12 protein-coding genes are annotated in these 11,955 nt (G+C 75.7%); 10 read left to right on the top strand and 2 right to left on the bottom strand.

Going from position 1 to position 11,955, the window contains the following annotated elements; all coding sequences use genetic code 11:
* Positions 1–34: 34 nt before the first annotated feature.
* Both WMF26_RS36140 and WMF26_RS36145 read left to right on the top strand, forming a co-directional pair.
* A complete protein-coding gene (locus WMF26_RS36140) occupies positions 35–2,587 on the top strand; it encodes an ATP-binding protein (protein WP_437996429.1) in 2,553 nt (850 codons plus the stop codon).
* Positions 2,588–2,673: 86 nt separating this feature from the next.
* Positions 2,674–2,931 (top strand): hypothetical protein, encoded by a 258-nt coding sequence (locus WMF26_RS36145; protein WP_437567637.1) that lies wholly within the window; start codon positions 2,674–2,676, stop codon positions 2,929–2,931.
* Positions 2,932–2,987: 56 nt separating this feature from the next.
* On the opposite strand, the gene WMF26_RS36150 is transcribed toward WMF26_RS36145, so the two are convergent.
* Positions 2,988–3,362 carry a hypothetical protein gene (locus tag WMF26_RS36150; protein WP_437996430.1) on the bottom strand — a complete coding sequence of 125 codons (375 nt, stop codon included), beginning with the start codon at positions 3,360–3,362 and terminating at the stop codon, positions 2,988–2,990.
* 372 nt (positions 3,363–3,734) lie between these two features.
* Positions 3,735–4,370 (bottom strand): hypothetical protein, encoded by a 636-nt coding sequence (locus WMF26_RS36155; protein WP_437996431.1) that lies wholly within the window; start codon positions 4,368–4,370, stop codon positions 3,735–3,737.
* 428 nt (positions 4,371–4,798) lie between these two features.
* On the opposite strand from WMF26_RS36155, the gene WMF26_RS36160 reads away from it, so the two are divergent.
* The 8 genes from WMF26_RS36160 (at position 4,799) to WMF26_RS36195 (ending at position 11,937) form a co-directional block, all read left to right on the top strand.
* Complete coding sequence (locus WMF26_RS36160) at positions 4,799–5,647, top strand: hypothetical protein (RefSeq protein WP_437996432.1); 849 nt, start codon at positions 4,799–4,801, stop codon at positions 5,645–5,647.
* 146 nt (positions 5,648–5,793) lie between these two features.
* Entirely contained in the window at positions 5,794–6,207 is a 414-nt protein-coding gene (locus tag WMF26_RS36165; protein WP_020739071.1) for a hypothetical protein, read from the top strand.
* A gap of 31 nt (positions 6,208–6,238) precedes the next feature.
* Entirely contained in the window at positions 6,239–7,120 is an 882-nt protein-coding gene (locus WMF26_RS36170; protein WP_437950679.1) for a DUF692 domain-containing protein, read from the top strand.
* Positions 7,117–8,133, top strand: coding sequence for an HvfC family peptide modification chaperone (locus WMF26_RS36175; protein ID WP_437996433.1), 1,017 nt, complete (start codon positions 7,117–7,119; stop codon positions 8,131–8,133). Before WMF26_RS36170 ends, WMF26_RS36175 begins: the two co-directional genes overlap by 4 nt.
* Positions 8,134–8,171: 38 nt before the next feature.
* On the top strand, positions 8,172–8,873 hold the full coding sequence (locus tag WMF26_RS36180; RefSeq protein WP_437996434.1) for an RNA polymerase sigma factor: 702 nt from the start codon (positions 8,172–8,174) through the stop codon (positions 8,871–8,873).
* On the top strand, positions 8,863–9,543 hold the full coding sequence (locus WMF26_RS36185) for an NrsF family protein (RefSeq protein WP_437996435.1): 681 nt from the start codon (positions 8,863–8,865) through the stop codon (positions 9,541–9,543). The genes WMF26_RS36180 and WMF26_RS36185 overlap by 11 nt, the downstream gene beginning before the upstream one ends.
* Before the next feature lie 52 nt (positions 9,544–9,595).
* Complete coding sequence (locus WMF26_RS36190) at positions 9,596–10,882, top strand: lactonase family protein (RefSeq protein WP_437996436.1); 1,287 nt, start codon at positions 9,596–9,598, stop codon at positions 10,880–10,882.
* Positions 10,882–11,937: a hypothetical protein gene (locus WMF26_RS36195; RefSeq protein ID WP_437996437.1), complete on the top strand. Its 1,056-nt coding sequence runs from the start codon at positions 10,882–10,884 to the stop codon at positions 11,935–11,937. The genes WMF26_RS36190 and WMF26_RS36195 overlap by 1 nt, the downstream gene beginning before the upstream one ends.
* Positions 11,938–11,955 lie beyond the last annotated feature (18 nt).

Raw genomic sequence — 11,955 nt, forward strand, 5'->3', positions numbered from 1 at the left:
ATGCTCAAGGTTTCGCGCTATCGTAAGGACCTCGATGGAGCAGCTCGGTAGACCGGACCCAAAGCGGCTCTCCGACTTCATCCAGCGCCATCACGACGCGGTCCTGGAGAAGTGGAAGCAGCGGGTCCAATCGCTGAGCCCGGCGCGGCGGCTGTCGGATGCGTTGCTGACCGACCATATCCCGAGCGTCCTCGCGTACATCGCCGAGGCCACCGGGAGCGAGGGCGCGGAGGCCGCGGTCGACCGGAGGCTCCGCGGCATGCCCGGGTATCACGCGCTGAACCGGCTGGCCCACGGGTACGACCTCTCCGACGTGGTGATGGAGTACGCGGCGCTCCGCGCCGTGATCCTGGAGCTCTGGGAGCGCGACGGCGGCGGGGACGGCGGGCGCGAGCTCATCCGGCTGAACGCGGCGATCGACGAGGCGATCGCGGGCGCCGTGTCGCATTACCAGGAGGCGCGCGTGCGCCTGCTCCAGGCGCTCGACACGATCTCGGCGGCCGCCCTCGGCAGCAGCGACCTGGACACCTTCCTGAAGGCGCTCATCCGCGCGACGCGGGAGGCGGCGGCCGCCGTGGACGTGGCGATCGTCCTGCTCGGGGACGGCCTCGAGGTGCACGCGACGGCCGGCCTCGACGATGGGCCGCTGCTCGGCCCGCCGCTCGAGGCGACGCGGGAGTTCGCCCGCGCGGTGCTCGCGCTGCGCGGGCCCACCTCGCTCGACGCCGCGCTCCCGGCCCTGCCCGCGACCGCGCGCGAGATCCGGTCGAGGGGGCTGCGCGCCGTCTACGGCGTGCCGCTGCTCCACGAGGGGCACGCGATCGGCGTCGCGATCCTCGGCTCCCGCAACGCCGAGGACTTCTCCGACGAGGACATGCTGATGCTCCGCACGATGACCAGCCGGGCGACCGGGATCATCGTGCAGGCGCAGCTCGTCGCGAAGGAGCGCGCGTCGCGGCACCAGGCGGACGACGCCCGCGCGCTGCTCGCGACCGTGGTCGAGCAGATGCCGGCGGGGCTCATCATCGGCGAGCGGCAGACGGGGCGCGTCCTGCTCACGAACCGGCAGGCCACGGAGATCTTCCGGCAGTCGTTCGAGGGCATCCAGAGCATCGAGGGCTACACCGGCCGCGGCTTCCACCCGCGGTCGGGCAAGCCGTACGAGACATGGGAGTGGCCGCTGTCGCGCACCGTCACGACGGGCGAGGTCGTGGACGACGAGGAGATCGACATTCTCCGCGGCGACGGCACGTGGGGGCGCATCCTCGTGCGCTCATCGCCGGTGCGGGATCCGGACGGGCGCGTCTCGGCGGGCATCGTCACCTTCTTCGACATCACCGAGCGCACGCGCGCCGAGCAGGGGCAGCGCTTCCTCGCGGCCGCGAGCGCCGCCCTGAGCGACAGCCTGGATCTCCAGGGCACGCTCGACCGGCTCGGCCGCCTCACGGTGCCCGAGCTCGCGGACTGGTGCGTCATCCAGACGCTCCCGGAGTTCGAAGCGGCGCGGCGGGTCACGCTGACGCACGCGGACCCGGAGACCGTGAAGAGGGCGCGCGCGCTCTTCCGCGAGATGGAGCCGCCCCCGGCGCTGGCGGCGCTGATGGAGCAGGTCCTCTGCACCGAGCGCCCGGAGCTCGTCCGGGACCTGTCGCACCCGCTGCTCGCCTCGCTCGGCGAGCACGCCGCCTTCCGCCGGCTCGTCCGCGCGCTCGGGATCACGTCGGCGATGGTGGTGCCGATGGTGGCGCGGGGGCGCACGTTCGGCTGTATCACCCTGGCGACCGCGGAGTCCGGGCGGGTCTACGACGAGGCGGACCTGGCGGTCGCGCACGATCTGGCGCAGCGGGCGGCGCTCGCCGCGGACAACGCGCGGCTCTACGAGGCCGCGCAGCGCGCGATCGAGCTCCGGGACAACGTGCTCGCCACGGTGTCCCACGACCTCCGGAACCCGCTGAGCGCGATCATCACGGCGGCCGCCGTGATGACCAAGCGCGCGGCGGCGCGGGGGGAAAAAGGGGACGCGAAGGCGATCCAGGCGATCCAGCGGTCGGCGCACCGGATGGACCGGCTGCTCCACGACCTGCTCGACTTCGCGAGCCTGCGCGCCGGCCGGCTGGCGCTGCGCCGGCAGCCGCAGGACCCGCGGGAGATCGGCCGGGAGGCGGTCGAGACGTTCGAGTCGCAGGCCCAGGAGAAGGGGATCCACCTGGGCGTGACGCCGGCCGAGGACGTCCCGCTCGTCGTGTGCGATCGCGATCGCGTGCTCCAGGTGCTCTCGAATCTCCTGAGCAACGCGCTCAAGGTGACGGGCGCCCAGGGGTCGGTCACGGTGCGGTGCGAGCACCGGGAGGAGCACGTCGTCTTCTCGGTGGCGGACACGGGGCCGGGGATCCCGGAGGACGAGCTGCCCTACCTGTTCGAGCGGTTCTGGCGCGGCCAGCGGAACGGCTACAAGGGCACGGGGCTCGGGCTGGCCATCGCCCGGGAGCTCGTGGTCGCGCACGGGGGGACCATCCAGGTGGAGAGCCGCGTGGGCGTGGGGACCACGTTCCGGTTCACGATCCCCGTCGGGAACGCCGAGGGGTAAGCCGGCGGCGAGCGCCGGGGCGGCCGCCCCGGGAGGGAGTGGACGATCGAGCGCGCCGGCCCCAGAGGCCTCCGGAAGGAGGAAACATGGGAGACGAGACAACGCACGACCAGCTGGGCGCCCCGCGGCCCGAGCGCGAGGTGAGCGAGGAGAAGCTGCCCCACCCGCAGGCGGACGTCCCCGGGGTCCGCGGGCCGATCACGTCGTCCGGCGAGCGAGAGGACGCGCCCCCCGGCGAGGTCGAGACCTGGGGCAGCGAGGGCGGCGCCGGCTCGTACGAGGGGGGGCCGGTGATCTCGGACACGAAGCTCCCCGCGGGGAGATCGGGGCGTAAGCCTTCGTAGTTACGGGAGTATTCGTCGATGACACGGCCCGCGGAGCTCCCCGGCGGGCCGCCGGGTCACGGCTGCTGCTGCTGCGTCGGCCTGGGCGCGCACCGCTGCATGTAGGCGGGCTCGGGGCAGCCGTCGTGGGTCAGGATCTCGTCCTCCTGGCACTTCACGAGCGCAGCCCGGATGTCGAGGCACTTCCCGGGGCCCGCCTCCACGCACCGGTGCACCGAGGTGGTCCCGTTGGCGCAGCCGTCGAGCTGGCCCTCGGGGCAATCCAGGAGCGGACCGACCGAGCAGTCGCGCTCCGGGGTCGGGCCGGTCGCCGTCGTCGACGTCCCCTGGGTGGCCTGCTGCCGGGGCGTGCAGGCGGCGCTCCCGGCGAGCGCGAGCCCCGTGAAGAAGAAGAGCAGGCCCCGGCGGGGCGAGCAGCTGCGCATGTTCATGCCGTCGTTCTCCGTGGGTGAGGCTGGGTCGGGGACCGGAAGGCAGGTCGCCGACCAGCGCGCCCGGCAGACTACTCCACGGAACGAGGTCGTCCGGCGCTTTTGCCTCGGCGGCCAGAGGCCCCGGTCGGACGGCGCGCCTCAACCTGGGTCGGGCGCCTCAACCTGGGTCGGGCGCCTCAACCTGGGTCGGGCCGCCTCAACCTGGGTCGGGCCGCCTCAGGTCGGGCCGCCTCAACCTGGGTCGGGCCGCCTCAACCTGGGTCGGGCCGCCTCAACCCAGGTCGGGCCGCCTCAACCCGGGCCGGGCCACGCGCCTCAACCTGGGTCGGGCCGCCTCAACCTGGGTCGGGCCGCCCGCCTCAACCCCGGTCAGAACGCGCCGCCGCCGTGCGCGAGCAGCGCCCAGCTGTCGCCGCCCGTCTGGGTCGCAGCGCCCCGGACGGTCAGGTCGTCGAAGAACGCCGGGCGGAAGTTGAGCCGGGCGCCCACCTTGACGTTGCGCGTGACCAGCCGCTCCACCCCCACGGTGACCGGCACCGTCAGCGCGAACGCATCACCCCCCTCGCCCGCCCAGCCGGCGTAACCCAGCCCCGCGACCACGAACGGCTGCACGATCGCCTCGTCGGCCCGCAAGACGTTGTAACGCAGCCCCGCGTCGAGCGACGTCAGCACCAGCGACCGGCCCAGCGTCGCGCGCTGGTTCACCGAGCCGATGTAGTTGCCCTCGACGGCCACGCGCGGCGACATGCTCCCGGTCACGCGCACGTTCCAGGTGGGCCCGACCCCCGCCGTCCCTCCCAGGTAGCCCAGCATGCCGAAGCCGCCCTCGACCGCGATCGTGGGCTCGGGGATGCGCCGGATCAGCGGCTGATCCGCCGGAGGGACGTTGCCCGCCGGCCGGTCGCGCTGGTCCTGTCGCGCCGCGCCCTGCGCCTCCGCCGCGCCAGCGAGCGCCATCATGGCGGCGGCAACCATGGCCGACGCCGCGAATCGTCGCGTGCTCATTGCAGTTCTCCCCCCGGATGGCCCCGGCTCCGCCTCCCCCCGGCTGGACCGGTTCCGCCTCCGACGCCGCCGCGTGCACACCGCAGGCCACGCGCGGCTGTGCAACCCGGGTCCGACGCCCTCGCCCGCGCCGCACGCCCGCCCGCGCGGACGCCGCCTCACGGCCGCATCCACCGCCGAAACCGCGCCGCCGCTCGCACGTAGACCCGTACGCAGCATCGAGCGAGGCGCGCCGAGCCACCGCTCGCCGGGATCGGACGCCGCCCGCGGCCACGGCATCGCTCGGGTCGACGATGACATCGAGCGAACGGGCGGGCAGACAGGGCAGCTCCGATCGCCCTTCCCGCCCTCCGACCTTCCTGCTCCAGTGGAGAGCGCCACGCGATCGCGGCCGCGAGCACCAACCCCATGAGACCCAGGAGACGAGCGTGAAGACGATACGGACTAGGACACTGCTCCTCGTCGTGCTCGCGGCCGCCGCGCCCGGCGCGACCGCCTGCCAGGGAGAGCCGCAGCCCCTCGCGCCCGCCGCGACCGAGCTCAAGGCCCCGGAAGCGAAGGCGCCCGCCGCGGCGGCCTTCGCGATCGACCGGGCGGGCAGCAAGGTCGAGCTCGCGATGGATGCGCCGCGAGAGAAGATCCGCGGGCGGATCGAGGGCGCCGCCGGGGGGACGTTGCAGGTCGATCCCGCCGACATCACGAAGACCACGGGCCTCATCACGGTCGACCTCTCCACGCTCGAGCTCTTCCAGACCGCCGTGGGCGACGACGGCAAGCCCGGCGAGGAGAAGAAGAGCGACGTGCAGAACGAGCACGCGCGCACCTGGCTCGAGATCTCCAAGGACACGCCCGACGACGTCCGCGAGAAGAACGCCAAGGCCCAGTTCGCGATCCGGTCGATCTCGACCTCCGGCGAGAAGGACCTCTCGAAGCTGTCCGGCGCGGAGCGGACGGTGACCCTCACCGCGTCGGGCGACCTCCTGCTGCACCAGCGGCAGACCCCGAAGACCGTGGAGCTCATCGCCACGTTCCGGTACGAGGGCGACAGGCCCGCCGGCGTCACCGTGAAGACCGCGAAGCCGTTCTCGGTCGGGCTGGCCGAGCACGACGTCCGGCCGCGCGAGGCGTTCGGCAAGCTCGCCCAGAAGACGCTCGAGGTGCTGGCGCCCAAGGTCGCCAAGGAGGCGATGGTGTCGCTCGAGCTCACCGCGACCGCCGGCGCCGCGACCCCGGCGCCGGCCGCAGCCGCGGCGCCGGCGGGCAGCGCGGCGCGATGAGCCGCGCGCGCCGCCTGCCCGGGAGCCATTGCGGCGCCGCGGCGGCTCTGAGATGACACGGCGCTCCGTGCGCCGCCGGGAAACCGGATCACGCCTCGCCCGTAGTGGGCGCAGGCCGTCACGACGAGAACCAGAGGAGCCACACGATGCTGTCGAAGAAGAGCATTTACGAGACCCTCGCCGCGCTGAGCGCCGGTGCCCTGCTGATGGGCGGCTGCGGCGGCGCGCAGGCGCCGGTCAACGCGACCGAGGTCCCCGCCGAGCAGGAGGCGACCCCGGCCGCCCCCGCCGCGCCGGCCGAGCCCGCGCCGGCCGAGACGACCTCCGGCGACGCCGCCGCGGGCGCGAACGTCCCCGCGGCCCCGGCCGCGCCGGATTCCGCCGCCCCGCCGAGCGACGCGCAGTCCGCCGCGACCTCGCCGCAGGTCGCGCCCACGGCCACCCCGGCGGCCACCGCGCCCACGCCGCCGACGCCGACCGCCGCGCCCAAGCCCGCGGCGAAGAAGGCGGCCGCCAAGAAGCCCGGCCACGCGGGCTGCGGCCAGGGCACCTGCGCCTGATCCCGGTCGGCCCCGCCCGCCCCGCGCCCCCATGACCGAAAGCGCGCTCACCGGCGTCGGCCTCGGGCTCCGATGGGAGTTCCTCGACGAGGTACTCGCGGCGCTCGAGGCGCCCGACGAGGGCGCGCGCGGCGCGGCGCTGGCCGTCCCCTTCTTCGAGCTCTCCCCCGAGAACTACATGCGCCGCGGCGGCTACTACCCCGCCGCGATCGCGCGCGTCCGGGAGCACCGCGCCATCCTGACGCACGGGCTCACCCTCTCGGTCGGCGGGGTCGATCCGCTCGACGACGGCTACCTGCGCGCGCTGCGGGGGTTCGTCGATCGGCTCGACCCGCCGTTCCACAGCGACCACCTCTGCTTCTCGGGCGTCGACGGCAGGTTCGTGCACGACCTCCTGCCGCTCCCGCTCACCTCCGCGGCCGCCGCCCACGCCGCGGCCCGCATCCGCGAGGCCGCGGACCGGCTCGAGCGCCCGATGGCCATCGAGAACATCACCTACTACCTGGTCCCGGGCCGCGCCTCGCTCGACGAGGCCGACTTCCTCGTCGAGGTGCTCGAGCGCGCCGGCTGCGGGCTCCTGCTCGACGTGAACAACGTCTACGTCAACGCCAGGAACCACGGCTTCGATCCGGTCGCGTACCTGGAGAAGATTCCACCCGCGCGCGTCGTCTCGATGCACGTGGCCGGGCACGAATGGCGCGACGACGCGGGGGTCGTCGTCGACACGCACGGCGCGCCGGTCGTCGCGCCGGTGCTCGACCTGCTCGCCCGCGCGGTCGCGCGGACCGGGCCGGTGCCGGTCGTGCTGGAGCGCGACAACGACGTGCCGCCGCTCGACGCGCTGCTCGCGGAGCTCGCCGAGGTCGAGGCGGCGTACCGGCGCGGGCTCGCCGCGCGGGAGGCGCGGGCGTGAGCGCGGCGCGCGAGGCGACGGACGGGCCGCCGCCGGAGCTCCCGGGCGCGACCGCGGCGCCAGCGGCGACGGACGGGCCGCCGCCGGAGCTCGCGGCGCTGCAGCGGGCGCTCCAGGCGAGCGTGAGCGCGCCGGACGGCGAGGCGATCGCGGCCGACCCGCGCGCGTGGCTCGCCAGCGCCGGACTCGAGGGACCGGACCTCGAGGCGATGGCCGCGCTCCCGCCGAGGCGGCTGCTGCTCTACCGGAGCCTGGTCCGCCGCGGGCTGACCGGCGCGATCCGCGCCGGGATCCCGCGGACCGCGGCGCGGCTCGGCGCCCGGTTCGAGGCGGACGCGGCGCGCTTCCTCGAGGCGGAGCTGCCCCGGTCGCGCTACCTCCGCGACATCGCCTTCGCGTTCGTGGCCTTCGCGGCGCCGCGCTGGGTCGAGGACCCGGAGGTGCCCGCCTATCTCGCGGATCTCGCCCGCCACGAGCTCGCCGCCTTCGCGGCGGCGTGCGCCGAGCCGGACGAGGAAGAGGCCAGCGCGACGGGCGACCCCGGCGCGACGGGCGACCCCGGCGCGACGGGCGACCCGGACGCGCCGCGCGGACCGGATACGCCGGGCGCGCCCGCCCCCGGCGAGGCGCTCTCGCTCGACCGCGGCGTGCGCTTCCAGCGGGCCGCGGCGCTCGCGCGCTACGAGCACGCGGTCCACCGGCTCCAAGGCGCCGAGTCGGCGCGCGACGTGCCGGCCCGCGAGCCCACGCGCCTGCTCGTATACCGCGACGCCGGGCACGAGGTGCGCTTCCTCGAGCTCACGCCGCTCGCGGCCGAGCTCCTCGACCGCCTCCTCGCGGGCGCCGCGCTCGGCGACGCCGTGGTCCAGGGCTGCGCCGCGCTGGGGCACCCGGTCGACGGCCCGGTGCTGGCGAGCGCCGCGGCCCTCCTGAGCGACCTCGCCGAGCGCGGGGCGCTCCTCGGACCGTCGCGCGCGCCGGCCATCGGCGCGCCGGGCGCCGCGCCGTGCTGATCGCCGGCGCGCAGACGGTGTATGCCGTCAGAGGCGCCATGGACGAGCTCGCCCTGAACGCAGCGATGGACCGGTACGCGTGCGGCGACGCGCGCGCGTTCACCGAGCTGCACCGCGCGCTCTCCGCGCGCCTCCTCGCGTACCTCACCCGGATGTGCGGCTCCGAGACGCTCGCCGGCGACCTGGCGCAGGAGACGTTCCTGCGGATGCACCGCGCCCGATCGACCTTCGCGCGGGGCGGCGCCGTCACGCCGTGGGCTTACGCCATCGCGCGGAACGTGTACGTCGATCACGCGCGCGCCCAGAAGCACCGCAGCACCGAGCGGCTCCCGAGCGATCCGGGCGCGGAGCCGCCGGACGCGCGCGGCGCCGACGCCGAGGCGGTGGCGATCGCCACCGAGACGGCGCGGGCGGTCGAGCGCGCGCTCGCGCGCCTCCCGGCGTCGCAGCGCGAGGCGTTCATCCTGATCCGGTACGAGGGCCTGAGCGTGCAGGACGCCGCGGCGATCCTGGGGACGACCGGGACCGCGGTGAAGCTCCGCGCGTTCCGCGCCTACGAGGCGCTGCGCGCCGCCCTCGAGGAGCTCAAGCGGCAGCCCGAGGCGGGACCAGGCGAAGGCGGGGGCGCGGAGAAGGGCGCCAGAGCAAAGGACGACGGGCCCGCGGCCGCGAAACCGGAGCGGAGCGGCCGCCGCGGCAAGGGACAGCCGGGCGTGCGGGGAGGTGCCGATGGCGAATGAGCGCGACCTGCTGAGCGGTATCGAGGACATCCCCGATCCCGCGGCCCACCTCGTCGCCCGCCCGCCGCCCGCCCCGGCGGCGGTGCCGGCCGAGCCGTCGCTGACGCGCCCGGCGCGCGAGCGCCGCGCCCTGATCGCGAGCATGGTCGGGCTCGCCTGGATCCTGATCTTCAGCTGGATCGAGGGCTTCCGCGACGACCTCGGGTCTCCCGGGGTCGCCGTCCCGCTCGCCGTCGGGGCGGCGCTCTCCGGCCTCGGCCTGCTGCTCGCGCTGAGGCCGCGCGCCCGGGGCCTGCCGGCCGGCGTGCGGGCGCTCCAGACGCTCGTCGCCGCGGTGCCGGTCGGGTTCCTGGCCGCGGCCCTCGCGACGTCGCGCGTGGCCGATCCGCCGGTGCCGCTGGAGCTGCACCTCAGGTGCATCGCGAGCGCCGTCGGCACCGGGCTCGTGCCGTTCGCGCTGGCGGCGCTCGTGCTGCGCCGCTCGTTCCTCTCGGCCCCGGCGTGGCGCGGCGCCGCGATCGGCGCCCTGTGCGGCCTCGCGGTGGTGATCGGCCTCGGGACGCACTGCGAGCTCGACGATCTCATCCACGTCGCCCTCGCCCACGGCCTCCCGATCGCGGCCGGCGCGCTCCTCGGCGCCGCCGCCGGGGCGCTGCGCGGGCGAGCCTGACGAGCGCCGTGGCGCTTGCCCCACGGCGCCGGCCGGGGGTAACGCATGACCGGTGAACGCGAACCGACCGAGGCAGCGCCTCCTCTTCTGTCTGGCCGCTGGGCTGTGGCTCGGATGCAGCCGATGCGCCGATGGGGCCGCGAACAGCGGCGCGACGGCGGGGAGCTCCGCAGGCGGCGGCGGCACGAGCCAGGGCGACGCCACGACGACGGCCAGCGGTATGGGCGGCAGCGGCACGGGCAGCGTCGGCGCGAGCGTCGGCGCGGGCGGCGGCGGCGCGCCGCCCGCCGTCGCGCCCCTGGTCTATGTCGGGGGGCGCAAGGGCATCTTCGTCTTCCGCCTGGACGAGGCCGACGGCGCGCTCTCGGCCGTGGAGGGCCCGCTCGACGCCGAGATGAACCCGACCTTCCTCGCCGTCGATCCGGCGCGCCGGCGCCTCTTCGCGGTGAACGAGCTCGACGAGGTGGACGGCGAGGCGTCGGGCGCGGTCGCCGCGTTCCGGATCGACGCGGGCGACGGGACGCTCTCGTTCCTCAACCGGGTATCCTCGCAGGGCGAGGGCCCTGCCCACCTCTCCCTCGATCGCGCCGGGCGCTTCGTCCTCGTCGCCAACTACGGCGGGGGCACGGCGGCGGTGCTCCCCGTCGGCGACGACGGCGCGCTCGGGGAAGCGGTCGACCAGATCGCCTTCGACGGGCGCATGCCGAGGTCGCACCACGTCGTGACCGACCCGGACAACCGGTTCGCCTTCGTCACCAACCTCGGCCTCAACTCCATCGCCCAGCTCACGTTCGACGCGGACATGGGCCAGGTGGAGCCCAGCGACCCCGCGGCCGTCGCGCTCGCCGCCGGCGCGGGCCCCCGGCACCTCGACTTCCACCCGAACGGCCGGTTCGCCTACGTGATCAACGAGACTGCCGACGCGATCACCACGCTGAGCTACGACCCGTCGCGCGGGGCGCTCTCCGTCGTGGCGACCGTCTCGACGCTGCCGGAGGGCGTGAGCGGCCGGGGCAACACCTGCGCCGAGATCCAGGTCTCCCCGTCGGGGAAGTTCGTGTACGGGTCGAACCGCGGCCACGACAGCATCGCCATCTTCGCGGTCGATCCCGACCAGGGGACGCTGTCCCCGGTCGGCCACGCGCCGACGGAGGGCATGACCCCGCGCCACTTCCAGCTCTCGCCGTCCGGCGCGCTGATGCTCGTCGCGAACCAGGACTCGGACGACATCGTCGCGTTCCGCGTCGACGAGGCGACGGGCGCCCTCGAGCCGACCGGCCGCGTCACCGCCGTCCCCGAGCCCACCTACGTCGGGATCGTGGCCTCGCCGGGCCAGTGATGGCGCGCCGCGCAGCCCGCCTCGCGCTCCTCGCCGCGGCGCTCGTCGCCGCGGCGCGCCCCGCGCGCGCGTCCTCCGGGGAGCAGACGGCGTCGCTGAGCTGGGTCCGGCTCGCGGGCGCCGAGGCGTGCGTCGCGGCGCGCGCGCTCGCGCAGGCGGTGGAGGCGCGCCTCGGGCGCGCGGCGCTCGTCTCGGCGGCCCGGGCCGACCTCACGATCGAGGGGCGCGTCGAGCCGGGCGCCTCCGGCGGGTGGCGCGCGGTGATCGCGGTCGCCGATGCGGACGGCGCGCTGCTCGGGACGCGCGAGATCGCCACGGCGTCGCCCCGCTGCGGGGCGATCGACGACGAGCTCGCCCTGGCGATCGCGCTCATGATCGACCCCAGCGCGGTGCTGTCCCCCGGCGCGCCGCCGGCGCCTCCGCCGCCGGCGCCTCCGCCTCCACCCCCGGCGCCGGCGCCGGCGCCTTCGCAGCCGGAGATCCTCGTGCAGCGCATCCTGATCCCGGTCCCGCCGCCGGCGCCTCCGCCGCCGGCGCCGTGGCGTGTCGAGGTCGGCGCCGGTCCGCTCTTCGGGCTCGGCCTGCTGCCCTCGCCCGGCGCCGCCGCCGCGATCCGCGCGCGCCTCACGCCGCCCCGGTTCTGGTCGTTCGAGGTCGGGGGGGCCGTCTGGTTCCCGAACGAGGCGACCACCGGCGCCTCCTCGGCGCGCTTCTCCTGGGGCGAGGGGTTCGTGTCCGCGTGCCCCGTCTCGCTCGGGAGCGCCACGCGGCTCTCCGCGTGCGCCGGCGCCCGCCTCGGCGCGCTCCGCGTCGGCGGCCTCGGGTTCGGCGTCGACCGCGCCGACGAGCGCCTGACCGCGGGCGGCGCGCTCGACGTCCGTCTCACCCGGCGGCTCGTCGGCCCGCTCACCGCGGGCGGCGGCCTCGGGCTGATCGTGCCGCTCGTGCGCGACACCTTCTTTTACGTCGACGCGCAGGGCCGGGATCGCGAGATCTTCCAGATGGCGCCGCTCGCCGGGACGGCGGACGTCCTGCTCGGCGTCGATTTCCCCTGAATTTCCCTGGTTCCACGC

Origin of the sequence: Sorangium sp. So ce185 (assembly GCF_051526825.1) — a bacterium.
GTDB lineage: Bacteria > Myxococcota_A > Polyangia > Polyangiales > Polyangiaceae > Sorangium > Sorangium cellulosum_D.